The organism is Streptomyces sp. NPDC058289, from assembly GCF_042880975.1.
Lineage (GTDB): Bacteria > Actinomycetota > Actinomycetes > Streptomycetales > Streptomycetaceae > Streptomyces > Streptomyces stoeckheimensis.
The window spans coordinates 15,341-40,741 of the sequence record NZ_JBHVYI010000034.1 but is presented as its reverse complement, the minus strand read 5'-3'; the positions used below and the strand labels follow the sequence as shown (position 1 = coordinate 40,741).

The window sequence follows — 25,401 nt, the reverse complement described above, 5'->3', positions numbered from 1 at the left end:
CTCGGCCAGTCGCGCTGAGAACCACCGCCGGGGCGGTCACGAGGCGGTGGGAACCGCCGCAACAAGGCCGCGAGAGGCGACGAGCTGTGCACTGCCGTCGGCCAACCGGTAAGACAGTCCCACCATGCCGAGGCGGCCGGAGGCCACCCGCTCGGCCAGGACGCGGGAGCGTTCCAGCAGCAGGTCCACGGTGTTCTCGATGTGCTCGGCCAGTATCTCGTCGGCCGTCTCGCGTCCAGCGGCGCGGGCCGCCAGCACGCTCGGGGTCACCCGCTCGACAACGTCCCGGACGAAGCCGCCCGGCGTCTGCCCGTCCTCGAGAGCGGAGCAGGCCGCGGCGACGGCGCCGCACGAGTCGTGGCCGAGGACGACGACCAACGGTGCGTCGAGGACGCTCACGCCGAACTCGATGGAACCGAGTACTTCAGCACCCGCGACGTGTCCCGCGGTGCGCACCACGAACAGGTCCCCCAGTCCGCGGTCGAAGATGATCTCGGCGGCAAGCCGGGAGTCGGAGCACCCGAACAGCACGGCGAAGGGCTGCTGGGACGGTGCGGTCTCGGCGCGGCGGGCGGCGTCCTGATTCGGATGCTCGGAGGTGCCTGAGACGAAGCGCTGGTTACCCGCCATGAGCAGCTCGAAGGCGTCACGGGGCGTCGGGGTCTGGATCTCGGTCATGGCCGCAGCCTACGATCCGGCACCAGCCGTCGCACCGTCTGGCCCCCCGAACCGGGCCACGCTGACGGCGTGGGCATCGCTCCCAGGCGCCGGGAGAGGGACGCTTCGATGTGGAACCTCAGCGGACGGCGCAGCCGCCCTGCCCCGCCAGGATCGAGCCCGTGCATCCTCGCGGGCGCCCGGGCCGGGAGCTCGGCCGCGTTTTGCATGCCTGCGGCGGCATCGCCCCGGCGTCCTGGTGCGTGTGAGGAGCACGGGGTAAGCCTCGTGGAGGAGGCGCCGCCGTTCAGTGCGGGGCCGAGCGCGGCCACCGGAGAGAGCGCCTGAGGGCAGCGCCTGCACGAAAATCCGGCAAGAGCTCGGCCTGGGGAGATTGGTCCAAGCTCGCGCGGATGGCCTCCGCGCGACGCGTCCGCGGGTGGGCTTGCAGCTGCGGAAGTGTCAGGGGCGTGCTGGTATCGGTGGAATGAAGGATCCATTCGGTTGTGACGAGTCGGCTCTTCTGTCCCGTGCGGTCCGCCTGGACCGGGCTGCCGCCCGTCGGGCTGTCGCTTCGAGGGCCGTCGGCACGGCAGACCTCAATGTGCTGCTCGACATGCTCGGTCTGCGGCCCGAGGACGACGAGTCCGAAAGGGCAGACATTGACCTGAATGGTGCCGAGGCGCCCAGGCGTCACGGGGGTGGGGTCTGAGCGCAAGGCGGCCTGGAAGGCGTGGGCGGGGCGCCACTTAAGTCCGGCGCTTTCGTTGTGTCGATATGACCGATTTCATGGTGAAGGTTCCGGCTGACTGGCTCGCCCGAGTATTCCTCTCCCTCCGGCACAGTGCACTGGAGGAGTCCCAGGCCGCCGCGGGGGAGTTGCAGCCGTTTACGGAGAAGCCCGGCCAGCGGGTGCCGGTCCCCAGGGTGACGGTCATGCGGTCCGAGCTGGCGCTGAGGATGGAACTCGAAGGAGCCCAGGAGCCGGCCCGGCGGGCGCGGCTGTCGGAAGAGGCTGAGCAGCTGATCAGTGCTCGTCTGGGTGGTCTGGGCAGCGAGAACGTCCGTACTTCGTAACTGGCGTCGATGTGGTTGCGGTGGGCGCGCTTTAGTGAAGCTGGGCGTGTCCGCCGCTTGCGTGGCGTCGGCGTGCCAGGAGCTGTGCGGGCGTGGTGGCCGGCGGCGGGCGTAGCCGTGTTGCGCCAGGATGGCGGGGGAGGGGGGCCTCGGGGATGAGGTAGCGCATGCCGTCGATATCCAGGGTGCACAACGACTCGCCATCGGGGCCCGCGGCCGGCTGAGGTACCTGTCCTCAGCGCCGGACCACCCCAAGCTGCTGCCGGCCCTGAAGGCGATCTACACCGCCCCGACCGAGGCGGCAGTGGCCGCGGCGACTGTCGCACCGGCCGTCATGGCGCGGGGTTCGCGGCGAACGCCCATGGCACCGGGCACTGCCTGGATGCCGGAGTCCGGTGATGGCGGTGCGGACGACCAGGGCGGCGATGACGATCACGGGTGCCAGGGGTGAGGCATCTCCGCAGGCCATCAGGAGTGCTACCCGTTCGTACGAGCGGCGGCGCCCGTAACCGGCCGGGCACGCTGTGGGCGGCGGAGGTGACAGGAACGGGCCAATGGGTCGATGAGATCTCAGCCTGGGAGGAGGCTTCCTCCGTCCGGGCCAGTCGGTCGAAATTCCTCTGCAGGTCCGCGGGCCTGACGTCGGAAATGCCGCGATAGGGGGCAGACTCAGCGTTCGCGGGCAGGAGCACTAGGCAGGAATTCCAGCCGGGCCGCGTGAGGGATGAACATGACAGGCAAGGACACCGAGGGCATGAAGCAAACAGCACGGCGCAGGGCGGCGCTCATCGCCGACCAGCTGACCGGGGCGGCCGCCGCGCCCAGTGAGGCCACCAACGGGGTACTGCCGACGCGTGCCGTCCTGGCACAGCTGATGCTTCGCTGCGGTGTCCCACTCCTTGCGGTCACCGCGGTGGCGGCTTTGATGTGGCGTGCCAGCAAGCAGTACCGGCGCCGGACGGCCCGGTAGGACCACCTCTCCGGTCCCGCCCGGCACCCTGGCTGCGGGGTTTGGCACCTGGCACCCCGGGCAGCCGCCGACGGGAGTCCTTGTTCACCGTTCCTGGAGGCACGAGATCCATGACGACGTTCGGTTACTTCCTGTCCTGTGAGGAATTCACCCCCGCCGAGCTCCTCGACCAGGCACGAAAAGCCTCCGATGCCGGATTCACCCGGTTGGCCATCTCCGACCACTTCCACCCCTGGAACGACGAGCAGGGCAGCAGCCCCCTCGTGTGGTCGATGATCGGGGCCCTGTCCCAGACAGTGGACCTGCCGGTGACCACCCTGGTGACCTGCCCCACCATGCGCCTGCACCCAGCCGTCACGGCCCAGGCCGCGGCCACCTCGAGCGAGCTGCTGGGCGGGCGGTTCGCCCTCGGCGTGGGAACCGGTGAAGCGCTGAACGAGCACATTCTCGGGGACCGGTGGCCCTCGTTCGACGAGCGCGCCGACATGCTGGAAGAGGCCGTCGAGGTGATGAGGAAGCTCTTCACCGGCCGCCAGGTCAGCCACCGCGGCACGCACTACACCGTGGACAACGCCCGCCTGTACACCGCGCCGCACGGCCGGCTCCCCGTTCACGTCTCCGGCTTCGGGCCGAAAGCGGCGGAGCTCGCCGGCCGCATCGGTGACGGCTTCATCACCATGGGCCCCGACGAGGATGCCATCGGCCGCTTCCGGGACGCGGGCGGCGAGGGCAAGCCGGTGATCGGCGGCCTGAAGGTGTGCTGGGACGAGGACCGGGAAAAGGCTGTCGAGACCGTGCACCGGCTGTGGCCCAACGAGCAGCTGCCCGGCGAGCTGGCCCAGATCCTTCCCACCCCGGCCCACTTCGAACAGGCCAGCCAGCTCGTCACCCGCGAGCACGTGTCCGCCAACGTGCCGTGCGGTGATGATGTCGAGGAGCACGTGGCAGCCGTACGCGCCTATCTCGAGGCGGGCTTCGACGAGGTGTACATCGGCCAGATCGGCCCCGACCAGGACGCCTTCTTCACCGCCTGCCGCGACAAGCTCCTCCCCGCCCTCAGCGGATGAGACCCACCGTTCCCGCACCCCCGGGAGCAGTGGCGGCACGAGGCCGCCACGACTCGCCTGGGATGGAACGAGAACGCTCCCGAGTTCGACGAGGACACCGCCTGCAACCCATGCGGACAGATGGCAGGGCGAGGGCGGCGACCTCCTGGTTGCCGCCCCCGCCGTGTCATGAGGGGCCGCCGCCCAGCGTGCATCCCCACAGGCCGCCTGGCCGAGTGGACCGGGGCCGGTGTGTAGCCCCGACTGCACGAGGTCCTGCTCGCCGAACTCCGTGACGCGGACGCCCTGGACTTCTCCCGGGCGGCCGCCTCGCCACCCGGACGTCGCACTCGGCAACCGCGGTTACGACCACCACAAGTACCGCCGCCACATCCGAGCCCTCGTCGTGAAGCCGGCCATCGCCCGTCGCGGCACCCAGCACGGCTCGAGCCGGACCCAACACGTTTCCGGGGCGGCACGTGCCACAGGCCATCCATGGGCCGGAGGCACCTGAACTGCCTCTGCGCGACTCCCAGATCACTGCGGGCCGCTTTGCTGTCGCGCCGCTGACATTTCACGCGCAATAGGGTGCCCCCGGCCAAGGCGCGGCATGAGGGCCACAGACCGGGGCATGAGCGGGAGATGGCCGACCTGCCGCACGTCCTCGAAGCAGCCATGCGCCGCCTGCACCTCAGTGTGCAGACGCTCGCGGACCGCACCGGTATCCGCACCCCCCGCATCAGAGTCGTCGTCCAGGACGGCACCGCAGGCCCCATTAAGCCCACCCAGCAAGAGCTGCGTGAACTCACCCATGCCCTCGGTCTCCCCGTGAGCAGGGTCCTTCCCGGCGCCGCCCTCGTGGGCGCCCCTGGCGAGTGATGTCCGACCCGGCGGCACCGACCACCGCCCTACTCGCGCTCGCGCTGCCCGGGGCATTGCTTGCCACCGTGCTCGCCCTGGGCCGGTACGAGGAACTCCTCCTCAATCCGCGGACCGCTCCGCTGCACCGGCGGCCCCGCGGCCGCCACGCCCGCCGGTAAGGCCGCATCGACGATCGGACGCGGGGCATCCGGGAGGAAATGGGAACGGCAACCGGGGCCGCCCCGCGCCCGCGCCCTTGCTGCTCGCAGTGGTGCTGCCGACGGCCGTGGACGAGCTGACCCCGGACGGCGGGCTGCCGTCCGGGGCGGAGGTTTGCCGGTTTGCCGCGGTCTCACTGACCGTCGGCCGTGCGCGAGTCCAGGCGGGCCCTCAAGCGATCCGCCTGGACCCGGTGGCCGCTACCACGCACAGGTGAAACACGGATCGGTGCGCGGATATCCGTCGGGACCGCGCCGGCCAGTCCGCGGTGCTCTGTTCGTCGATGTGCTGGTCGGGGCATTGACCGATGGCGCGCCTGACGCAGCTTCAGGTCGCCGGTGGTGAGGCCCGGACGCCATGAGGTCAGCGCGCGCGGTCTTCGTCCGGCATGAGGGAGGGAGCCTCAGTGGCCCAGGCCAGCAGCATCCGCAGGGCGTCGTGCGATGGGCTGCCCCGCTCGGCGGCATATGTGATCAAGGCCTGATCGGGGTCGTCCGTTGCGCGCAGGGTCTCGTAGGCCAGTTCCAGATCGCCGACCACCGGATGGTGGAATCGCTTGGTTCCCGAGGTCTTGTCCTGCACTGGATGTTCGGCCCACCAGCGACGGAAGTCCTCGCTCTTCATCGACAGTTCGCCGATCAGGCTCGCCAACTGGGAGTCCTCGGGGTGCCGTCCCGCGTCCATGTGGAGGTAGGCCACGTTCTCGCGGGCGCAGGAGGTCCAGTCGGCATACAGTTCCCGGGACGTCTCGTCGAGGAAGGTGATCCGGGCGATGTTGCGCTCGGCCCGGTGCGGGGGCGGGTAGTCGCCGAAGAGGGCGGCCGCTGCTGTGTTCCAGGCCAGTATGTCCATGCGTCGGCCCATCACCATCGCCGGCATGTCCACCAGATCGTCCAGCAATCGCTGGAGCATGGGGCGCACGCGTTGCGGCCGAGCCTGGCGCCGGGGAACGTGCCGGGCGGAGGGCTGCGGTCGGGCGAGGCGGTGCAGGTGCCGCGTGGCATCCCCGTCCAGCCGCAGTGCGCGGGCCAGGGCGTCGAGTACCGCGCCCGAGGGGTTGGGCACGCGACCCTGTTCCATCCGGGTGTAATAGTCGACGCTCACTCCGGCGAGCTGCGCGATCTCCTCGCGGCGCAGGCCCGCGACCCGGCGCCGGCCTCCGAAGTCCGGCAGGGCAACGTCTTCAAGGTGCAGGAGGGAGCGGCGGGAGCGGAGGAACTCGCCCAGGTTGATAGCTGTGCTCATACGACGATTGTGGCCGGTCGTGATGGGTGGCTGCCTGGCCCTGCCGGGGCCAGGCAGCCACGCCCGCCGTCAGGAGGCGGGGATGGCGGTCACCAGGCCCCCGTCGACGACGATGTCCTGGGCGGTGATGTACGAGGACCGCGGGGAGAGGAGGAAGGCCACGCTCTCGGCTATGTCCTGGGCCTGGCCGAGCCGCCCCAGCGGCACCTGGGAGCGGATGGCATCGTGTGAGGCAGGGTCCGGGTTGGCGGCATCGAACATCTCGGTGACGATGTAGCCCGGGCTGATCGAGTTGACCCGGATGCCGCGCTTGGCGAGATCACTGCCCAGCGTGCGGGCCAAATTGTGGACGGCTGCCTTGGTGGCCGCATACACCGGTGCGACGGCCAGGCCCCGGTGCAGTGTCCACGAGGCGTTGATCACGATGGAACCGCCACCCGCCGCGTCGAGCAGCGACAGAACCTTCTGGACCGTGAAGAACACCCCCTTGAAGTTGACGTCGACGCTGAGATCGAAGTCCTGCTCAGTGACCTCGCCACTGCGCTGGAACACTCCGGCCCCGGCATTGGCGAACACTCCGTCCAGACGTCCGTGGCGTTCACGGATCAGGGCGGCCAAGCGGTCGAGATCGGTGAGTCTGGCGGAGTCGGCTCGGACCGTGAGCAACCGGGCACCCTGGTCGGACGCTTTGTCCAGTTGTTCGGCTGCGCGGTCGAGGCGGGCATCGTCGCGGCCGGTGATGACGATATGGGCGCCGGCTTCCAGGAGCAGACGCGCGGTAGCCAGGCCCATTCCGCTGGTTCCGCCGGTGATCAGGACGACACGGTCGTGGAAGCCGGTCACATCACTGTTGCTGTCGGTCATGTCCACAGCTTCGCCACCAGCCGTCGGGCCAACCAGGCCCAGATCAACCTGGGTCTCCCAGGCCCCCTTCTGCAGGCGGCCGAGACAGCCTCCACCCACCGCCTTGGACGTCCAACGATGCGACACACACCGACCGGCCCCGGAATCAACCCTGAAGGACTTCCGGAGCCGACCGCTGAGCTGGGCCGGGAGCAGGGTGAGGCGGACGTTTTGCCGTCCCGGCCGCGATGGTCCTGGACATCCGCCACGCCGGGAAGGGCGTGTGTGAGACAGGGGGCCTCCAGACGGTCGAGCGGGAGCGCGTCAGCCTTGCCAGAGTTCCGAGACGGGGAAGACGGACCAATCCCGTCGACGTCCTGATACCGCGCCCGGCGGTGAGGACGGCCGTCGGCGCGTTCGGGAGAGCGCGAGGGGTAGGCAGCGGAGTGGCTTTCTTGTGCTTGGGTTTTGCGTTCGGTGCGATCTGGTCAGGTTGTCCGTAGTCATGGACAACCGAAAGGCGTCGCTGTGAGCGCGTGCGACATCTGGGGCTACCACCCCAGCGCGGGATACCTGCCGGGCACCGACATCGTCGGCTACAAGGTCGAGGCCACCGACGGGAGCATCGGCAAGATCGACAAGCATTCCGAGGATGTCGGATCCTCCTACCTGGTCGTGGACACGGGGGTGTGGATCTTCGGCAAGCATGTGCTGCTGCCTGCCGGGACCATCGAGCGCATCGACCTGATCGGGGAGAAGGTCTACGTCAACCGGACGAAGGACCAGATCAAGGACGCCCCGGAGTACGACGAGGCCAAACAGGCCGGCGAGTCCAACTACCTGGAGCGGTTCGGCCGCTACTACGACCAGCCCCACATGTAGCCTGCTGCAGGATGTGGCTGGACCGGCAGCCGTCACACGTCGCCGTGTCGCTGCGGCAGCCGGCAGAGCCCGAACCCGATTCAGCGGCTTGCGGACTCGCCGCCCTCCCTCGCCACTCCGGGCCGGCGAGTCGCATCGTTCTAGTCACGCCCGGGAGCAGCGGGTACGTGACCGACCTACTCCCTCCTCCTGCCTGCCAAGCCCTGTAAGGCGCAGTGCGGCGGCCCGCGGTTCGCAGTGGCGTGGATCCGAGCGAGGGGGCGGTCAGATTTTCGTTCTGTGTTCTGGTGTAGGGCTACAGTTTCGGGGCATCCGGCTGGAAGCAGCCGTGTGGCTTGCTCAGGATGAAGGTGGCGCTATGGCTGCTGTGGTGTCCCAGGACGCGTGTGAGTCGCTGGTCAGCCGTCCGATCGTGTCGGCGATGGCCATGGACGGCAGCGAACCGATCGCGGGGGCCAGGCGGGCTGCCCGCAGTTTCATGACCGGCGTGCAGGCCGTTCACGGGCTACCCGTGTCGGAACGTGCGATGAGCATGGTGGAGCTGGTGGTCAGCGAGTTGGTGACCAACGCCTACAAATACGCGCCCGGGCCGTGTCTGCTGGACCTGGAGGTCAGCGACGGTGTCGTGGAGATCAGCGTGTGGGACACCGGCGCGGAGCTGCCCGCGGTGAGCCCGGCTGATCCGAGCCGGGTCGGGCAGCACGGCTTGGAGATCGCGATGGCGGTGTGCCGCAGTTTCGAGGTGCGGCGCGAACCCGTGGGCAAGCGGGTGAAGGTCACGATAGAGCTGGCCGACGACCCCGGCGGAAACCAGGCCGGCCGCCTGCCGTGATCATGCCGGCCGGGCTCTTTCCAAACGGGTTGGGGAGCGCTCCGCCCGGTCCTACGGTCGGTCAGCGCGTGACGTGGTGGCGCGGGGAAGACGGTTGGGCCATGGGCCGGGCCGAACCTCGCAGCCCTGGTTCGCCTGTGGCGTCAGCGGAACCAGGGAGTCCTCGCGGGCGTTGGTGCGATGGTAGGAGCGTGACCGGAAAATCCGATTGCCGAAGCTTTCGAGGGGAGCGCTCATGAGCACCGCGAAGGACTTGTTCATCATCGCCATGGACGAACGGCCTGGTGTCGGGATCGGGCAGGGCGACTTGTCGCTCGTGCTCGCGGGTGCCGAGCTGATCGATCTCCTCGCTGTACAGGCTGCTTCTCTGGACGGGGACTCCATCGTGCCGGGCGGGCAGTATGAGCTGCATGACGAGCTCGAGACCGAGGCGGCCTCGGCTCTCATCCGGCAGGTGCCGTACGAGAAGGTCGAAGACTGGCTGTGGCGCCGCGGCCGGGAGCTGTCCGCGACCTACCAATCAGCCCTCGAAGAGGCCGGCTGGCTGACGCGGGGGCGGCGCGCCCTGCTGCCCTTCGGAAACGATCGCCTGGAAGTCGCCGAGACGCCCGCTCGGCGCCGGGCCCGAAGCCGGTGGGAGGCGGGCGAGCCGACGCTCATCTCCCTCGCCACAGCCCTGGGTATCGACGCCACCCGCCCCGAGGACGGAGGCGAGCACGCGAACGAGCCAGCCCTCGAGGACGAAGCGGTGACAACCGTGCTGGCGACCATCAACGAGGCGGTGATGGAGCTGGAAGCCGTACGACAACGGCGGTCCATCGAGAACGCGGCTTTCGCCAACGTCTGGCGCGTCCCGTAGAGCGACGCCCCGACCCGGCCTACCGCCACCGAAGAGCTGTCCCGAGCTGGCCGCGCTCTGGCGGCTGAGCTACCGTACGGCGGCGCCGTGTTGCTACCGGTCGAGGACAGCGATGACGGTCTTGCCGCCGGTCGGCTGGCGGGTGACGGCTGTGGCCCGGGCGAGGTGGTTGACCATGGGCCAGCCGAAACCGCCGGCGCCCCCCTTCAGGTCGGGGGTGCGCATGCGCGGGGCCTGCGGGCTGTTGTCGTGCACGGCGACTTCGACGCCGCCAGGATGGGCGGTCAGGTCGAGGGTGCAGGTGCCGCCGCCGTGGCGCAGGGCGTTGGTCACGAGCTCGGAGACGACCAGGACCACGGTGTCGGCGGCTTCCGCCGCGATCACCGGCAGGAGGTCTTCGAGGAAGTGCCGGGTGTCCTCGCGAGCGCCCGCGACGGATGCCGTGGCGCGGGGTGCGAGGGTGATGCTCATCGTATTCATCAGGTCTCCCAGATCTCCCAGGTCGCTGGCTGTCGCTGCCCGGTCCTGTTCGTCTTGGGCGGGTCCCCGGACCTCGGGGAACCGTTGGGCGCTGACCGCGCTGCGCCTTGGTCCCTCGTTGGGGGAGGTCGTTGTCCGGCGCCGTGGTCGAGGTGCCCGCCGGAGGCGGGCAGCTGTATCGGAACTCCTACTGATGGGGTACGTGGTTCAGCCGCGGGGTCCTGGTGCGGCGATGGGCCGCCGGGCCCCGGCGCCGGCGGCCGGGGAAGGGGTTGCGTCGTGCGGGGACGCTGGGGGCGAGGGCCAGGAGGGCGATGACCGCGAGGGCTGCGGCGATGATGATCACGGTGATGAGGGTCATGTTCCTGCCTTTCGTCGGGTTCTGACTGTCTGTAGCTACTTGGTGTCACCGAATCCCGGGAAACTAAACACGGTGGGTGATGTTTGTGCGGTGGAGGTGGGGCATACGTCCTGGCGTAACGCCGTCTACCGCTGGGAGTGATGACCGTGTCTGGTGACGAGAAGGCTCAGGCCAAGGTCGAGCAGGCCAAGGGCAAGGCCAAGGGGACCGCCGGCCGCCTCGTGGGCAACGAGCGCCTGACCGCGGAGGGCCGCGCCGAGCAGGCCAAGGGCGACGCCCGCCAGGCGAAGGAAAAGGTCAAGGACGTCTTCAAGGACTGATCAGCACGCCGTGGTGTGCAAGGGGGGCAGGCCCGGACCAGGGTCTGCCCCCCCGTATCCGCTTGACCACATTGGTGCTGCCTGCGACCGGTTGCGTGCCGCGCCGGACCCGTGAGCCGAACCGTCGCAACCACCGGCCGTGCCGGCCGTTCAAAACGGTGGGAAGCACACCGTTCCGAGTGAGTCCCGCCCGCACGCCGGGGCTGCCCGGAGCACCCTTGATGGTCCTGACTCCTTGACGCCTTTTTCCTGTCCTGGGTTCCGTCCACGGGCCGGGGCCGGCGGGAGCCGGCATCGGTGAGGGCGGGGGCTGCGCGGATCCCCGCGGTGCGGGGCCCGGGTGCGGGGTGACCCCAGTTGGAGGACAAGGCCGTGACACGGGGGGTGCCGAACGTGGCGGGGGACAGTCGCGATTCTGCGGGGCCGGCCGTTGCTGATCTCCACTGACGGCAGTTGATCCCGGAGACTGTAGTCAGCAGCCGAGGGAAGGAACCCGCTCCGTGTCCGCCGAACTCTCCGAGGACCTGAAGAAGCTCATCGACGACAGCCCGGTTTTTGCGACCGTGGCCACGATCCAGCCGGACGGCAGCCCGCAGCTGTCGATCACCTGGCTCACCCGTGACGGCGAGGACCTGCTGGTGTCCACGACCGTCGGCCGGCGCAAGGAGAAGAACCTGCGTGCCGATCCGCGGATCACCGTCATGATCAACCCGCACAACGCGCCCTACACCTACGCCGAGGTCCGCGGCACGGCCACGCTGACCACGGAGGGCGGGCAGGAACTGATCGACGAACTGTCGCGCAAGTACACGGGCAAGGACTACGCGGACTTCAACCCGGCGTCGAAGGACGACACCGCCCGGGTCGTCGTCCGCGTCATCCCTCGCAAGGTCGTCGGCTCGATCTGACGAACGCCGCCGGCTCCCTCCTCCGAACGTACGCCGGACGGGCCCGGGGAGGTTTACCCGTGGGCCCGTCCGGTCGATGAGACGCGGCACCCCGGATCCGAGCGGGACCCGACAGCGGTTCGCGTGCAGATCGTCGGCGGTGACGAGCGGACCACCTTCATCGACGAGGAGTCAGGCAGGCCGATGACCAGTCCTTTCTGGGTTGCCGGCGTGCTTCGGTTCACGTGAGTGCGGACACGTTGATCAGTGCGTCCGATCCGACTCCGACTCCCTTGCGCGGCGTGCCTGAGTTCCGGAACGCACACGCCGACGCTCCGGCTCCCTCCAAGGGGGAGCCGGAGCGAATCGGCCTGCTCAGGCGCTTTCGGCGGCGAACATCCAGTGATGCTTCTCGAGCTCACCGGTCAGAGCGATCAGGATGTCCTGGGTGACCGGGTCGGGCTTGTCGGTGACTGCGATGCGCTCCCGCATCCGGGTGATCACGGTGCTGAGGGCGTCGACGAGGATGCGTACGGCGTCCACGTCCCTGACCCAGCCCTCCGGTACGTCGGTGATGGCACTTGCCGAAGCCACCGTGGCGGCCCGGCCGTCCGGAGTGATTCCGAGGGCGGCGGCACGCTCGGCGACCACGTCGGAGTGGGTGCGGGCCGCGGTGACGACCTCGTCCAGCTGGAGGTGCACCGAGCGGAAGCGGGGGCCGACCACGTTCCAGTGGACCTGCTTGGAAACGAGCGACAGGTCGACCAGGTCCACCAGGGCTCCCTGCAGCGCATCACCGACGACCTTGAGGTCGGCTTCCGGGAGGGCGTTCTTGACGACGGACACGGGGTGTCTCCATTCCTCGGCGTAGATGAATTCGAACTCAGTACCGTCTACCCGGTGATATAGAGGCAAACCAGTCCATTGGTCCCAATCAGTAGGGCCCTGTGGCCCCTGGACGGGACGCTGCGGAGGTGATCCGATTCCCGATCGGCTCGTAGCCGGGCGTTTCGCTGAGGATCGCGCAGGCCGTGGCCCGGTGGGAGGAGACCTGCGCCGGAGAGGTGGTCCTCGGGAGGAACGACTCAGCGAGGGCGTGTCGTGGCTCGAGGCGGCCCGCGTCGCCTCGGTGCTGTGCCGGACGCACACCTCGGCGAAGGCCGGCGCGCTGCACACAAACCCCGTCAACGCCTCACCGCAAAGGACGCGGTCTAAGGCACTAGCGTCCGGCGCACGACCAGGACGGCCCGGTCGTCGTCGTGGCGGGTGGCGCGGGCGCAAGACATCAGGGCGTCCGCGACGTCCTCGAGCGGTGCGCCGCGGGATTCGTCCAACGTCCGGCAGACCAGGGCCGTGCCGTCGTCAAGGCTGAGCCGCGGCCCTTCCACCAGCCCGTCGGTGAACAGGGCGAGCACCTCGCCCTTCCCCAAGTAGCCCTGTCCCAGTGGGTACCTCGTACCGGTCTGCACGCCCAGCGGGAGTCCGCCGGGTGCTTCCGTGACTGAGGTTCCGGTGGCCGTGCACAGGACCGGCAGTACGTGGCCCGCCCGTGCCCACACCACCCGGCCGCGGGGATCGAGCAGCGCGTAGAGGCAGGTCGCGAATCCGGCCGCCCCCATCTGGAGCATGAGCTCGTTCGTACGCTCCAGGACGCGGTCCGGCGAGGGATCCTCCCAGGCGTAGGCGTGCATGGCGGTACGGACCTGTCCCATCAGCGCGGCCGCCTGGATGTTATGGCCCTGGACGTCACCGATGATGCAGGCAACGCCTCCGTCCGGCAGGGCGATCACGTCGTACCAGTCACCGCCCACCTCCAGACCCTCGTTGGCAGGCGAGTAGCGGGCGGCTATCTCGAAACCCGCGATGGCGGGCAGCTCGGCCGGGAGCATGTCCCGCTGGAGCGCCCCGGCCAGTTCCAGACGGGCCGTGCTCAGACGGATGCGTTCCCAGGCCTGGCCCGCCAGCTCGGCCACGACCCCGAGGAGGGTGCGTTCCTGTTCCGTGGTGCGGTGGGGGGCGTCGTAGGTGATGACCCAGCCGCCGAGGGGCCTGCCGCGTTCGGCGGCGAAGGGCACCATCAGGAAGGACTGCGCGGTCGTCGCGTCCAGCAGGCCGTGGGCCTCCGGCCAGGCGGCGCGGTAGGCCTCCCGCGAACCGATGACTTCGGTGTGGCCCGTGCGGATGGCATGGGTCAGCGGTTTCGCGGCGTCCAGCCTCATGCCGTGCAGGGAACGGGCCATGGCGGGGTCGATGCCCTCGCCGAACGTGACCCGCAGCCGCTCGTTCTCGACGAAAGCGAGCAGCGTGCCCGTTCCGGCGAAGGCCGGCGCCACCTTGTGCAGGATTGCGTCGGTGAGCTCCTCCTCCGTCTTGGCCCCCACGAATGCCGCGGCGAGCTCCCGCACGAGCCGGCTCTGCCGGGTGTGCTCGCGGGCGACGGCGGTCTCGTGCTCGACGGCGGCCGTACGGTCGGCGGTGGAGCCGACGATCCGGCGCGTCCCGTCGAAGCCGATGCGCATGATGCGGGCAACCGAATGCAGCGAGCGGTAGCCGCCGTTCCCGTCGGGATGGCGGAAGCAGATGTTCACCACCTCGCGCTCGCCCCGGCGCAGCGCCCAGAAGGCGTCCTCGACGTGAGGCGCGTCATCGGGGTGCAGCTGGTCCAGCACCTTGCGCAGGGGAAGGTTCCCGGGGCTGTGGTGCCCGTTGTACTCCAGCGAGTTCTCGACCCACCAGAACCGATCGTGTTCCTCGTCGTACGCCCAGACCGACTCACCCCGGAGCGCGGCCATCGCGTGCAGCATCGCCCAGTTGTCGGAGCCGGCGGAGGACGGCTCCAGTTCGACCACAGCGGCTGGGCGGCCGCCGGGACCGTAGGTAAGCCATGCGGACACCAGGCACAGTACGGCCTCGTCCCCGCCCTGCCGCAGCAGCAGCGGGCTCCGGGTCGCCGGAGGACCGGTCGCCGCCGTACGCCTGCCGGTCGCCGATGGCGCCTGCTGGCCTGCCGGACGCGACAGGGCTACGTCGAGCAGGAGCCGGGTTGCGGAACCTCCATGGCCGGAGGGTGCGAGATCGGTGAGGGGGGACCCGACCGTCTCCAAAGGGTCCACGCCGAGGAGGGCGGCCGCCCGCGAATTCACGTCGATGATCACCCCGAATTCTTGGGAGCCGTTCCCCAGGGCGACCAGGATGCGGGCGGAGCCGACGGCTGCATACCCGGCGCGGGTGGGGGGAGCATGTCCTGCGGGCCGAAGGTTCATCTCGGTCGGTCCCCTCCAAGTAGATGGCACGACTTTCCAGTCAAGCGGGGAGGAGGGGGTGCGACCAGTGACCATACGTCCGCTCAAGGGGGAGCCAACGGCCCGCGTGCCGGGGCCGAAAGTCACGTTTACGGCGGGGGGTCGTCCCGGCGGTGGAGCCGGTGGTCCTGGACGGATGATCCGCAGCGTTCCCGCCGTGGGGTTCTTGGTGGGGCGGCATAGATCGTTCCCGTCGATCATCGGCGGCCGAAGCACCCCATGCCTGGCCGGCTCCCGACCATGCATGCGAATTGCGTCGGCGTCGCCCAGGCCGCCCCCGCCGCCTACGCCACCCCCACCCACAGCGTGGGCGTCGCCTCCGAACGGGCCAACGCCGACCAACTCGCCCTCCTCGAGAGGAGCGTGGCCGACTGGAACCAGTGGCGTACGGTCCATCCCGACGTCGCGCCCGACCTCACCAAGGCTGACCTCGTCGAGACGAACCGCAGGGGGCCAACCTCGCTCACGCGGACTTCGACAGCGCCAACCTCACCAAGGCGAACCTCACCAACGCTGACCTCGTCGGCGCCGACTTCACCAACGCCAACCTCGAAGGCACCAACCTCACTGCAAAAGCCACCCCCTGTGCACGTCCACCCCTGCCGGGTGACGACTGCAGCACCGTAGCCAAGATCAAGTACTGGCGGCTTCGGGCTCAACTAGGCCTCGCTCGCCGATGATCTGTTGAGCCTGCGCTGTTCGCGTTCACGGTGGTCGTATCTGCGGTGGACGCGGCTTCTGTTGTCTGACAGAACATGCCGGGGGCGGCGCCCGAGGCTGTCGGACCGGCGTCGTCGGTCCGACAGCCTCGGATGTCAGGCCAGTGCGGCCCCGCCGTCGAGGGTGAGCACCGTGCCGGTCGCGTAGCCGTTGCTCAGGAGGTAGAGGTAGGCCGCCGCAGCCTCCTCGGGACTGCCGACACGCTGCACGGGAAGGCCGCTGCCTTGCGCTTGGAGGAAGGCCTCCGGCTCGGGCACGCTGATGTCCCAGAGTTCGGTGCGGATCGCGCCGAGGCGAACCGCGTTGACCCGCAGTGGGGCGATTTCCAGGGCTAGGGCTCGCGTCAGACCCTCGACGGCTGCTGTGATGCTTGCGCCGAGCGAGGCTCCGGGGGCGGGCCGGGTGGCGAAGGCGCCGGAGGTGAAGGTGATCGAGCCGCCGGGACGGAGTTTCGGCGTCGCGTACTTCGCGGCGAGCAGGGCACCCCAGAAGCGGCGCTCGAAGAATGCTCGGGACTCCTCGGCGGTGAGGTCGGCGAGCGTCTTCAGTAGCAGGGACTCGCCCGCCGTGTAGACGAGGTGGTCGAACTCGCCGATCCGTTCGAAGAAGGCGGCGAGCGCGGCCTCGTCGGCGACGTCCAGCAAGATGCCTTCGGCCTGGCCGCCGAGCTTCTTCACCGCCAGGTCGACCCGGCCCTGACTGCTGGAGGCGACGACCACGTTCGAGCCCTGAGTCGCTGCGGCCTGCGCAACGGCGAATCCGATGCCGGAGGTACCACCTATGACGACGACACGCTGGGTGTCTGCTGTGTTGTTCATAGAGAGGACGCTACGTGTCACGACCGAGACAATTAATGGCCTGAAGTCTTGATTCTTTGTCTGACCGTCTCGATCTCAGCGAGTTATGGTGAGCGCATGGACATACTTAGCGACACGCTTGCGGCCCTGCGCACCGGGCGTCCGTCCGTTGTCCGTACCGACGCGCAGGCGCCGTGGGGTGTGCGCTTCCAGCCCATCGCGGGTGCCGGATTTCACGTCGTCGTCGAAGGACACTGCTTTCTCCTGCCGGTCGGCGGCGATCCGATAGCCTTGGGCCCCGGCGACGTCGTGTTTCTGCGACGCGGCACCGATCACGCCATCTGTGACACGGTCACCAGCGAGCTGGTCGCCTTCGAACCCGACCGCGTCGATACCTCCTCGCCGATCGGGTCTTTCACCATCGAGGGCGACGGCGCTCGCAGCGTGCTGGTGTGCGGGGCCTACCACCTCGACATCGAGCGGCCGCATCCGCTGCTCGGTGACCTCCCGGAGGTCATCCACCTCCCGGCCAGCCCCGGGCGCCATCCGGCGTTGCGCTCGGCGGTCGACCAGCTCTGCGCCGAGATCCACCAGCCTCAGCCGGGTTCGGACTCAGTGGTCACGACGCTCGTCGATCTGCTGCTTCTCTACATCCTGCGGTCCTGGTACGCCGAGTTGCCCAGGGAGCAGACGCGGGGCTGGGCCTCGGCACTGAACGACCCGTTGATCGCCCCGGCGCTGAAAGCGATCCACGACGACCCGGCGCAACCGTGGACCGTCGAATCGATGGGGAGTCGGGCCGGGCTGTCGCGCGCCGCGTTCGCCCGGCGGTTCACCACGGTGGTCGGCGAGCCGCCGCTCAGCTACCTGACGACATGGCGGATGGCCATCGCGGCGCGGATGCTGCGCGAGACGGTCGACTCACTGAGCGCAGTGGCCGAGAATGCCGGCTACACCTCGGAATTCGCGTTCGCGAAGGCGTTCAAGCGGCACTTCGGTGCCCCGCCTGGGGCATATCGGCGAGCGCGCCGAGGCCTGCTGCCTTGAGTGCTCGACGATTCTTTTGCGGCGGGGGCCCATGACGCCACGGACTGATCCGACCATCCCACGCGACGGCCATCCGCAAGTACCCGAACGCTTCCAGAAGTCGGCGACACGCGACCCGCTCGAACCGCAGCAAGAGCGCCCAGGACTCGGCCGATTGGCTGCCGCCGCCGGGCTCCGAGGAGGTCCTGTGCCGGTACGGCGCCAAGTGGACCGCGACGAAGCTCCGCTGGGGCCTGGCGGTGGACGAGCTGGAGCGGGACCGCCTGCTGGACACCGCGGCCGGCTGCGGCGCCACCGAAGCGAAGTTCACCCCCGCCCCGTAGGCAGGCTGGCCTTCGACCGGGCAGGGTCAGGGAGATCGCCGCGCAGAGGGTGGGGGGGAGTACTCGAGGAGGTCGAGCTGGGGTGCGTGGGGGCCGTGGCCGCCGAGGTTGTCGAACAGGATCCGGGGATCGGTGATGGTGCGCCGGGTCAGGGGGACGGGCTCGTATCGGGTGAGGTGGTCGAGGCGGGCTTCGAAGTCGAGGTCGGCGAGGTGGGCTTTGCCGACCGCGCTCGCGTGGCCGGTCTCGATGAAGGGGGCTCCGGGGCGGACGGCTGGGGCTCTGTCGCTGTGGGAGGACTGCAGGATGTTGATGTCGCCGTCGGTGTAGGTAGACGGCGGCGCGGAGTTGGTCGCGCAGCCCGTCGAGGGTTTGCTGCATGAGCTGCCTGTGTAGCTCGGGGCGGTCCGCCATCTCCATGACGGGCCCGGGAGGGCGGGCGCCGGCGATCGTCTCGACGAGGTACTGGTCGCGCAGCCAGTGCAGCAGCCACGCCGTTGACGCCACCGACAGGCCGGTGCACCGGGCAAGGTCGCGGGTGCTGATCTCTCTGGAGTGCTGGATGTGGTGGAGCAGATCACGGGCCGTCATCGCGATCGCCTGCTCCTGCGGCGGCTGCGCAGGCAGGCCGGGCGAGCGCGCCATGTCGGTGAGGATCGCCGAGCGCAGCGTTTTCGCAGCTCACCCCGGATCCGGTGCTGCCTTCCCCCAAGTGGACGGCGGCCGCCTGCGGGTTCTCTGGCAGTCCCACGGGTGCAGTAGGGCGGCGGTGCGCAGTCGCGGCCAGCAGAACCTGGCCGTCACTATGTCCGTGGCGGGTCGCCTCCGCGACCGGGAACAGCACGTCCTCACCCCGCTCGCGTACCCGGCGCGCCCGGCCAGCGCGGCGAGGCGGAACAGGGCGCCGGGATGTCCGGCCGCACCCGCCTCGCCCAGCCCGCAGCAGCTCACCGGGCAGAGCGCCTTGGAGCCCAGCCAGTACAGCGATTCGCGTGCGCACGCTCCTCGGCGGACAGCGGATAGGTGTCGGTCAGGGGCCCGAAGTAGCCGTCGGGCCGGTCCCAGGAGTCGCGCGGCCCTCAGGTCCAGGGGAGCGTGCGCCACGGGCTGGCCGGGTCCGTGGTCAGTGCCCGGTGGGTCGCGAGGACCGTCTCGTACCATTCGCCGAACTCCTCCTCGTCGAAGTGGAGGCAGCGGCCCAGGACGTAGGCGGCCGAGAAGCTCTCCCACGAGCGGTAGTTGACCTGGACGAGTCGGCCGGCCCGGACCACGGCCGCCTCCGCCTCCTGCGGGGAGCACAGGCGGGCGGCAAGTCCCCAGCGGGCCATGCCGGAGGCCCGCCCGTAGTCCCAGGCCTCGACGCTCCGGACGAAGCCCCCCTCGGGCAGCAGGCCGTCGGCGCGGAACCGCGCCTCGTAGCGGGCGATGCGGCCGATCAGCCGCTGTACGCCGGTCACTTGGCCCTCCAGCTCCGCTGCGGTGACGGTGCGGCCGTGGGTGACGCCGTCCGGGGTCAGACGGGGTTCGGCGGCGGCCTCGGCGCGCTGGCGCACCACGTTCCCCGCGGCCTGGCGCCAGTGGTCGACGTCGACGGGGCCCGCGAAGTCCAGGGCCATGGAGCGGCGCAGTTGCAGGACGAACTCCCAGACGCCGCTGACCATTCCGGCGCGCAGCAGCTGTTCCTGCGTGTCCTGCCAGTCCTCGCGGGTGGTGACGCCCCACCAGCGTTCCAGCGTGCGCTTCTCGTTGACGTAGCCGCAGCCGTGGTAGGCCATCGAGTTCCAGTAGCGCCCGTTGCGCACGTTGATGTGCGCTCCGGCCGCGAGACCGAAGGCGACGGGGCCGCTGCGGGGGCCGCCCACCTCCAGGGTGTGGACGACGTCCTGGGCCAGCCCCGGCCGTTCGACCGGGGCGGAGTGCCGCTGCCACAGGGCGCGGCCCTCCGGCCCGGCGGGCAGGACGCCCTCGCAGGGGCTGCCGGGGTTGACGACGAGGTAGGGCGGGTCGTTCTGGTCCCAGACTTCCGCGAACCAGCCCAGGTCATAGCAGTTGTAGACAGGGTCGGCGACGGGCGGCGGCAGCATGCCGCCGGTGTAGACGGCCAGACACACGGTCTGGGTCTGCGGGTTCCAGTAGGGGTGGAAGCGGGTGTTGCCCGGGTTCGCGTCGACGTACGCCCGCGACTGCATCATGTACAGGTCGGCCCGGGCGACGAGGTCGTAGTACGCGGGCCAGTCGCCGCGCGCCTTCGCCTCGTACAGCCCCCGCTCGACCGCGCTCGGCGCCTGCCAACCCTGCGCCGGAGCCGTCGGCCCGGGCAGGGTTCCTCCCTCGTGACCTGCTGTCAAACCCATGGGCAAACCCTAAGGGGTGGTCCAGTGTGGTCGGTGTGCCGGTCCCGCCGGGCGTGGGTCACCCGGGGCGAGGGCGCCGCGGCAGTCGTCGACGGCCTTGGCGGAGTCCAGGCACAGCCCTTCCGGAATGCGCGTCCGACGATCTGCACCCCGCCGGGGACACCGTCCTACAGTCCGGTCGGCACGGCCACGGCGGCCATGCCCGCGAAGCCAGTCGCCGCGTGTGACTGTCCGGTGGGGTAGTACAACGGGTGGCCGTGGACCTGGGGATGCTCAGCTTGATCGGGCGATCGATTGTTGGTGGGGCTGTGGTCTGGTCTGGGTGCCGTACCTGAGGGGCAGGGTTGCACCGGAAGGGGGATGAACCGTTGCCTGGGTGGTTGCTTGCAGCGGGGGACCGGAGGCGTGACCGGGCCTGGAATGGGAGCCCCTGAATCCGTCTGACCTCCGTTCTCCCAGTTCAGCCCCTGTGGGCAAGCCGGTTTGGGAAAGCGACACCTCTCTGCCCCGCGATAGCCGGGGTGAAGAGGAGGCTTGTTCGAGGCCGGGACGGCGGTCTGTGGTCGACAGCGGAAGGCCCCGTTCGACGAACTGGGGCACGCCCCCCGTCGCGGCCTCTGCTTGGCCAGGAGCGCACCCCGTGCTACCGACCGTACCCGCCTTCCCGACCACTCCGGTCAGGCTCCGCCCCACCTCCAGCCCCGGCATGACGAGGCCCCCGGGTGCTCCGCGCCGGGGGCCTCACAGGATCCTGTGCCGATCAGGACAGGAAGTTCTTCTGCTGCTGGAGCGAGTCCATGCTGAGGGCGGCGTCGTCGAGGGTCTTCTCTGAGGGGGTCTTGAGGGAGCATGGGTGAGGTGGAGGAGATGCTGCTGGTCCCACTGCCGGGCCATACGCGCCGTTCTCGCCCCGCGGAGGCGTACCGCCCGGATCGGGTGGAGGATCTGCTCTCTCCAGAGGGAGCACTCTGCATGCCGGATGCGCCCCAGAAACCCACGCTCGAACCACCGTGCCTGTCATCACGAGGCTCTTACGTCACCACCATGTCCCGGTGCCGTAAGGGAACCGGGCTCGGGACACCCGCCCGGCCAGTCGGCCACTAGCGTGCGGCCATTGGGCCCAGCGGCTCAGCCGATCACCACACCCCGGGAGACTCCGCTATGCCCGTCCTTCGTTCCCGCACCCTCCTCGCCACGATGGCCCTCGCCACCACGCTGACGCTGACCGCCTGCGACCCCGCAGCCGAAGCCGAAAGCCCTCCCGCCGCACCCACCGCCTCCGCCCCTGTCTCCGCGCCCGCAAGGTCCGACGTCTCCACCTCGCCCACCGGTTCGGGCAAGCACACGCTGGCCGAGGCCGCCACCGCCGGCGGGCTCACCAAGGCAACCGGTGCCAGCGCGGTCTCCGACGTCCCGATCGATCCGGGCGAGATGCGTGACGGCATGCACCTGGTGGTCGCCGACTACAACCGTGCAGGGCAGACCTCCGGCCGCCCCATCCTCTTCGTTGGCGTCGACGGCGTTCCAGAGGACCCGAACAAGCGTCGCGAGCACCTTTGGCGCGGCCTGATCGACTACGCGCTGCAGAACGGCTCGACCGGCACCCCCACCACCGCCAAGCCGTACCAGCCCGGCCCGTTCGGCGGAGCCCTCGAGTGCCTCAGCCTGCCAGAGTCCGCCAACGCCACCGACGTCATCTGCGGCTGGGCCGACACCACCACCGCCGCCGTCGCACTCTTCCCCCGCACCACCCCGGCCGACGCGGCGCGCCTCTTCGCCGCCATGCGCGCCGACCTCGACCTGGAACACTGACCGCCCCGTCAACCGCCCCCGTGGTTGGGGCCACGCGCTGGTGCCCTTCGCCCTCGCCGTGCCCGTGTCCTTCGCGGCGGGCTTGGGTGGGGCGGCGCTCAGCGGAAGTGGGTGTACGGCGATCCGGTGGCCCCGAAGCCTGTACGGCCCCGACCAGCGCTGGGGAGCTTCTTGGTGAGGTTCGCCGCCAGTGTCCTGCCGGCATGATGGGCTCGGCGGGGGCGGACGTGCCGACGGCGAACTTGCGGGACCGGGCCGATGCGGCCGCCGAACGCGGTAGCGGAGAGGCGCTGTCCCGGCCCTGGTCAGAACCTGTTCCATGTCCCTGTGGTGCTCTTCGGATGGCGCGGTCCAGGTCCAGGTAGCGTCAGCGCCAGGGGGTGAGATGAACTTCGACGAGAACGAACCGCAGTCTGTCCGCGAGCAGCGCTTCGTCGCAGAACGAGTTGAAAGAAGAGCGGCACGCAAGGCCGCGACGCTCGACTCGCGCGCAGCCCACCTCGGCGCGCTCATCGTGACCGTAGCCCTGGCCCTCCCCAGCTGGTACGGCAAGCTGGCCGCTCTGAGCATCGTCAGCGGAGTGGTGGGGAGCGGTCCGCAGTACGCCGATGAGCTGACGACAGTGGCCACGTTGTTTCTCACCTTGGAGTGGACCATCACCGGTGGAACGCCCGGCCGTGTCCGTAGGCCGGTCGGGATTCCGCTGCCCCCGATGCTCACTGAGTTGTGTTCATCCTGAACGTGCAGGTCACGGGGGTGGCGTGGCTGGGTGATGTCGTACTGGTGCTGGTCGTCTGGGCCTGTCTGGTGTGAAGATCGTCGGTCAGCGGGCGATCTCGTGCTGGGTGAGGATCATCAGCGCCCGGACGAGCCGGGTGGCCCCCTTCACGTCGAGGCGGAGTACGGTGTGGTCCCCGGCCGGGGTGTTGTTTGTAGGCATACTTCATCAACTCGAGCCGGGGGCCGCCTGGTTACGGTTCATGGCAGGCCGATCGCGGCCGGATGCGGTAGGTGCCGTTCGGCAGCTTGTGCAGCCAGCCCCGCGCGGCCAGCTTCGACAGCTTTCCGCGAAGAGGCTCCAGCCGACCCGGCACCGAGGCGTCGATGCCCAGCTCGGCGCCGACCTCCCTGACCATCACCGGTCCGCCCGCGGCCTTAACGATCTGCAGCATCCGCTGGTAGTCGACGGGCAGCGCGGACGCATCCGCCACCTCGCTGCGGTGCGGCACCTTCAACACCGAACGTCCCGCGACCTGCACCAGCCGCGGCGTCCCGGCGTTCTGCTCGGCCGCGGTGGCCTCGGCCTCCTGCTCGTACAGCCGCCGCAGCACCCGCTCCGCGACCACCAGCTCCTCACGCTCGCCCTCCACCTCGGCGAGCTGCTTGGTCAGCGACTCCGCGAGCTGGTCCAGCTCGGCCCGGCGGGCAGCGATCTTCTCCAGCGACGACACGATTTCCCCTCGCGAACGACCAGGCATCCCGCCGCGATCGTAGGAAGCCCGCCGCTTACGGCACGGCCAAAGCCGGAAACACCCACCCCCGACCCGTCAGATGATCTACGCGCCAGACTCCCGCCCCCGACCAGCACGAGCACCCCACCCGCCACCCCCGCCAGCACCGCTGACCAGCCCGGATTCCTTGGAGTGATAGCTGACACACCAACAACAGGCCGGCGCGCGACGAGCTCGCGTCGCCAAGCGCTGGAGCGATGGTCAGGGGATGAGCAGCACCTTCCCGGCGGTCTTGCGAGCCTGCAGGTCCTCGTGGGCCTGCCGCGCGTCGGTTAGCTGGTAGGTGGCGCCGATCCGTACCTTGAGGGAGCCGTCGACCACCGCTGCAAAGAGCTCGCCCATCCGCCACTCCAGCTCGGCGCGGGTCTGGACGTAGTCGTCGCTATTTGGGCGGGTCAGATACACCGAACCGGCCTTATTCAGCTGTTGCGGGTCGATCGGCGGCACTGGACCGCTTGAGGCGCCGAATAGCGCCAGCAGGCCTCGCTTGCGCAGGCTTGCCAGGCTTCCATCCACAGTGGACTTGCCGACCCCATCGAAGACGACGTGAACGCCCACACCGTCGGTGAGCTTCCGGGTTGCATCGGCGAAATTCACTTGGTCGTAACGGATCACCTCGTCGGCCCCAGCTTCGCGGGCAAGCGCCTCCTTCTCGGCGGTCGACACCGTGCCGATCACCCGCGCTCCCCGCGCCTTGGCCAACTGGATCAGCAGCAACCCAACCCCCCCGGCCGCCGCGTGCACCAGGATCGTTTCGCCCTCCTTGACTGGATAGGTCGATGTGACCAGGTAATGCGCGGTGATCCCCTGCAACGACACAGCAGCGGCGATCTGGTCGGTCACGCCGTCCGGTACGTGCACCGCCGAATCGGCTGGCACCAGCGCCCGCTGCGCGTAGCTGCCCGGCACGCCCTGCCAGGCCACCCGGTCCCCCTCGTCGAAACCGCGCACGTCCGGGCCGACCGCGACGACCGTCCCGGCGCCCTCCAGGCCAAGGATGTAAGGCAGCGGGACCGGGTAAAGCCCAGCCCGTTGGTAGGTGTCGATGTAGTTCACACCCGCAGCCGCCACGTCGACCAGGAGCTCGCCCGGGCCTGGCGCGCCGATCTCCACCTCCGCGACCTCGAGCACCTCCGGGCCTCCGGTCCGCCGAACCTGCACTGCTGTGGGCATGCGTCCTCCTCGCTTCGGGTCACGTTCTCGGCCGCAACGACTGTAGCTGCCGAAAAATTTTCCAGCTGACCGGAGGTGGGTGTGGCAATCGGGTGGGGTACGGGGCCCGAGCCGGCACTGAGCTGTGGGGATACTTTCGTGTGCTCTGGGCCTCGGCTCGGTGTCAGCTCGGCATGCCGTCGCGAGATCAAGGCGCTCAACGGGCTACAAGATCAGGGTGATTGTTCTCCGGACCGCTGCCCTTCTCGCCGCTACTGTCTCCACGTGCCTGTTGTGAACGACGGCGATTCTCGGCTCTGTCGAAGATCTTGTGATGCCAGGCTGCTGAACTGGGCATTCAACAGGTGTGTAATTCAGGGAATTTGGGGCGATTGCTGCCGCATTTGGCGGGTGTGGTCGTGGAGTCGGCCGAGAGGGTGGCGGGAGCGGTCACGCTTCGTAGCAGGTGCGAGGCGCTCCCGGCCAGATGTCCGTCCTGCGCGATGCCGTCGTGGCGGGTGCACGGCCGTTACGTACGCCACCTCGCCGACACACCCATCGGCGGCGCCCCGGTCTTCATCGAGGTCGTGGTGCGCAGGTTCAAGTGTCTCAATGCCGGTTGCCCCGCGGTGACGTTCGTGGAGCAGATCGAGGGGCTGCGCGCAGCGGGCCTGGCCGCGATCGCCGACCTTGGCTTCGTCGGCCTCGACGACGGCGGCGGTCCGGACGCCGACCCGGCGCTCATCACAGGCTTCAAGAAGCCCAAGGGTAAGCAGCTCGCGGCCGCGAGGAAGCTGGTCAACCAGCTGATCGCCGCGTAACGGGCGGTGTGTGAGCACGCGTT

At 69.5% G+C, this 25,401-nt stretch carries 25 protein-coding genes and 1 pseudogene; 15 read left to right on the top strand and 11 right to left on the bottom strand.

Going from position 1 to position 25,401, the window contains the following annotated elements:
• Positions 1-36 precede the first annotated feature (36 nt).
• A complete protein-coding gene (locus ACFVX6_RS19290; RefSeq protein WP_389692936.1) occupies positions 37-678 on the bottom strand; it encodes a carbonic anhydrase in 642 nt (213 codons plus the stop codon).
• A gap of 756 nt (positions 679-1,434) precedes the next feature.
• Here ACFVX6_RS19290 and ACFVX6_RS19285 point away from each other — a divergent pair.
• The 5 genes from ACFVX6_RS19285 (at position 1,435) to ACFVX6_RS19265 (ending at position 4,790) form a co-directional block, all read left to right on the top strand.
• Positions 1,435-1,734 carry a hypothetical protein gene (locus ACFVX6_RS19285; RefSeq protein ID WP_389692934.1) on the top strand — a complete coding sequence of 100 codons (300 nt, stop codon included), beginning with the start codon at positions 1,435-1,437 and terminating at the stop codon, positions 1,732-1,734.
• 730 nt (positions 1,735-2,464) lie between these two features.
• Positions 2,465-2,704, top strand: coding sequence for a hypothetical protein (locus tag ACFVX6_RS19280; RefSeq protein ID WP_389692932.1), 240 nt, complete (start codon positions 2,465-2,467; stop codon positions 2,702-2,704).
• Positions 2,705-2,814: 110 nt separating this feature from the next.
• Positions 2,815-3,771 (top strand): TIGR03557 family F420-dependent LLM class oxidoreductase, encoded by a 957-nt coding sequence (locus tag ACFVX6_RS19275; protein WP_389692930.1) that lies wholly within the window; start codon positions 2,815-2,817, stop codon positions 3,769-3,771.
• Between the two features lie 621 nt (positions 3,772-4,392).
• A complete protein-coding gene (locus ACFVX6_RS19270; RefSeq protein ID WP_389692928.1) occupies positions 4,393-4,629 on the top strand; it encodes an XRE family transcriptional regulator in 237 nt (78 codons plus the stop codon).
• Entirely contained in the window at positions 4,629-4,790 is a 162-nt protein-coding gene (locus ACFVX6_RS19265; protein WP_389692926.1) for a hypothetical protein, read from the top strand. The genes ACFVX6_RS19270 and ACFVX6_RS19265 overlap by 1 nt, the downstream gene beginning before the upstream one ends.
• Positions 4,791-5,193: 403 nt before the next feature.
• Here ACFVX6_RS19265 and ACFVX6_RS19260 read toward each other — a convergent pair whose 3' ends face one another.
• Both ACFVX6_RS19260 and ACFVX6_RS19255 read right to left on the bottom strand, forming a co-directional pair.
• Positions 5,194-6,075, bottom strand: coding sequence for a helix-turn-helix transcriptional regulator (locus ACFVX6_RS19260; RefSeq protein WP_389692925.1), 882 nt, complete (start codon positions 6,073-6,075; stop codon positions 5,194-5,196).
• A gap of 69 nt (positions 6,076-6,144) precedes the next feature.
• The gene (locus tag ACFVX6_RS19255; protein WP_389692923.1) at positions 6,145-6,939 is read right to left on the bottom strand and encodes an SDR family NAD(P)-dependent oxidoreductase; all 795 of its coding nucleotides are present in this window, start codon (positions 6,937-6,939) and stop codon (positions 6,145-6,147) included.
• A gap of 507 nt (positions 6,940-7,446) precedes the next feature.
• Between ACFVX6_RS19255 and ACFVX6_RS19250 the strand changes: the two genes are divergently transcribed.
• From ACFVX6_RS19250 to ACFVX6_RS19240, 3 genes are all read left to right on the top strand, one after another.
• Positions 7,447-7,800 carry a PRC-barrel domain-containing protein gene (locus ACFVX6_RS19250; protein ID WP_389692921.1) on the top strand — a complete coding sequence of 118 codons (354 nt, stop codon included), beginning with the start codon at positions 7,447-7,449 and terminating at the stop codon, positions 7,798-7,800.
• A gap of 358 nt (positions 7,801-8,158) precedes the next feature.
• Entirely contained in the window at positions 8,159-8,632 is a 474-nt protein-coding gene (locus ACFVX6_RS19245) for an ATP-binding protein (protein WP_389692919.1), read from the top strand.
• Between the two features lie 235 nt (positions 8,633-8,867).
• On the top strand, positions 8,868-9,491 hold the full coding sequence (locus tag ACFVX6_RS19240) for a GPP34 family phosphoprotein (protein WP_389692917.1): 624 nt from the start codon (positions 8,868-8,870) through the stop codon (positions 9,489-9,491).
• 93 nt (positions 9,492-9,584) lie between these two features.
• Here ACFVX6_RS19240 and ACFVX6_RS19235 read toward each other — a convergent pair whose 3' ends face one another.
• The gene (locus ACFVX6_RS19235) at positions 9,585-9,971 is read right to left on the bottom strand and encodes an ATP-binding protein (protein WP_389692915.1); all 387 of its coding nucleotides are present in this window, start codon (positions 9,969-9,971) and stop codon (positions 9,585-9,587) included.
• 187 nt (positions 9,972-10,158) lie between these two features.
• On the bottom strand, positions 10,159-10,332 hold the full coding sequence (locus ACFVX6_RS19230) for a hypothetical protein (RefSeq protein WP_389692913.1): 174 nt from the start codon (positions 10,330-10,332) through the stop codon (positions 10,159-10,161).
• A 146-nt stretch (positions 10,333-10,478) separates the two neighbouring features.
• On the opposite strand from ACFVX6_RS19230, the gene ACFVX6_RS19225 reads away from it, so the two are divergent.
• Positions 10,479-10,652, top strand: a complete 174-nt coding sequence (locus ACFVX6_RS19225) for a CsbD family protein (RefSeq protein ID WP_389692912.1) — start codon at positions 10,479-10,481, stop codon at positions 10,650-10,652.
• A 500-nt stretch (positions 10,653-11,152) separates the two neighbouring features.
• On the top strand, positions 11,153-11,560 hold the full coding sequence (locus ACFVX6_RS19220) for a PPOX class F420-dependent oxidoreductase (RefSeq protein WP_389692910.1): 408 nt from the start codon (positions 11,153-11,155) through the stop codon (positions 11,558-11,560).
• Between the two features lie 354 nt (positions 11,561-11,914).
• On the opposite strand, the gene ACFVX6_RS19215 is transcribed toward ACFVX6_RS19220, so the two are convergent.
• Both ACFVX6_RS19215 and ACFVX6_RS19210 read right to left on the bottom strand, forming a co-directional pair.
• Positions 11,915-12,385, bottom strand: coding sequence for a DNA starvation/stationary phase protection protein (locus tag ACFVX6_RS19215; protein WP_351370856.1), 471 nt, complete (start codon positions 12,383-12,385; stop codon positions 11,915-11,917).
• A 365-nt stretch (positions 12,386-12,750) separates the two neighbouring features.
• Positions 12,751-14,802 carry a SpoIIE family protein phosphatase gene (locus ACFVX6_RS19210; RefSeq protein ID WP_389692908.1) on the bottom strand — a complete coding sequence of 684 codons (2,052 nt, stop codon included), beginning with the start codon at positions 14,800-14,802 and terminating at the stop codon, positions 12,751-12,753.
• Positions 14,803-15,302: 500 nt separating this feature from the next.
• Between ACFVX6_RS19210 and ACFVX6_RS19205 the strand changes: the two are divergent.
• A pseudogene (locus tag ACFVX6_RS19205) lies at positions 15,303-15,521 on the top strand (pentapeptide repeat-containing protein); the annotation flags it as partial.
• Between the two features lie 135 nt (positions 15,522-15,656).
• Here ACFVX6_RS19205 and ACFVX6_RS19200 read toward each other — a convergent pair.
• Positions 15,657-16,379, bottom strand: coding sequence for an SDR family oxidoreductase (locus ACFVX6_RS19200; RefSeq protein WP_389692906.1), 723 nt, complete (start codon positions 16,377-16,379; stop codon positions 15,657-15,659).
• A gap of 96 nt (positions 16,380-16,475) precedes the next feature.
• On the opposite strand from ACFVX6_RS19200, the gene ACFVX6_RS19195 reads away from it, so the two are divergent.
• Positions 16,476-17,405 (top strand): AraC family transcriptional regulator, encoded by a 930-nt coding sequence (locus ACFVX6_RS19195; RefSeq protein WP_389692904.1) that lies wholly within the window; start codon positions 16,476-16,478, stop codon positions 17,403-17,405.
• A 1,402-nt stretch (positions 17,406-18,807) separates the two neighbouring features.
• On the opposite strand, the gene ACFVX6_RS19190 is transcribed toward ACFVX6_RS19195, so the two are convergent.
• Positions 18,808-20,082 carry a DUF1266 domain-containing protein gene (locus ACFVX6_RS19190; RefSeq protein WP_389692902.1) on the bottom strand — a complete coding sequence of 425 codons (1,275 nt, stop codon included), beginning with the start codon at positions 20,080-20,082 and terminating at the stop codon, positions 18,808-18,810.
• A 1,161-nt stretch (positions 20,083-21,243) separates the two neighbouring features.
• Between ACFVX6_RS19190 and ACFVX6_RS19185 the strand changes: the two genes are divergently transcribed.
• Both ACFVX6_RS19185 and ACFVX6_RS19180 read left to right on the top strand, forming a co-directional pair.
• Complete coding sequence (locus tag ACFVX6_RS19185; protein WP_389692900.1) at positions 21,244-21,894, top strand: hypothetical protein; 651 nt, start codon at positions 21,244-21,246, stop codon at positions 21,892-21,894.
• Positions 21,895-22,279: 385 nt separating this feature from the next.
• Complete coding sequence (locus ACFVX6_RS19180) at positions 22,280-22,633, top strand: hypothetical protein (RefSeq protein WP_389692898.1); 354 nt, start codon at positions 22,280-22,282, stop codon at positions 22,631-22,633.
• A 232-nt stretch (positions 22,634-22,865) separates the two neighbouring features.
• On the opposite strand, the gene ACFVX6_RS19175 is transcribed toward ACFVX6_RS19180, so the two are convergent.
• Together ACFVX6_RS19175 and ACFVX6_RS19170 are read right to left on the bottom strand one after the other, a co-directional pair.
• A complete protein-coding gene (locus ACFVX6_RS19175; RefSeq protein ID WP_389692896.1) occupies positions 22,866-23,345 on the bottom strand; it encodes a hypothetical protein in 480 nt (159 codons plus the stop codon).
• A gap of 261 nt (positions 23,346-23,606) precedes the next feature.
• Positions 23,607-24,578: a quinone oxidoreductase family protein gene (locus ACFVX6_RS19170; protein ID WP_389692894.1), complete on the bottom strand. Its 972-nt coding sequence runs from the start codon at positions 24,576-24,578 to the stop codon at positions 23,607-23,609.
• A gap of 344 nt (positions 24,579-24,922) precedes the next feature.
• Between ACFVX6_RS19170 and ACFVX6_RS19165 the strand changes: the two genes are divergently transcribed.
• Entirely contained in the window at positions 24,923-25,378 is a 456-nt protein-coding gene (locus tag ACFVX6_RS19165; protein ID WP_389692892.1) for a transposase family protein, read from the top strand.
• The last annotated feature ends 23 nt before the right edge of the window (positions 25,379-25,401 follow it).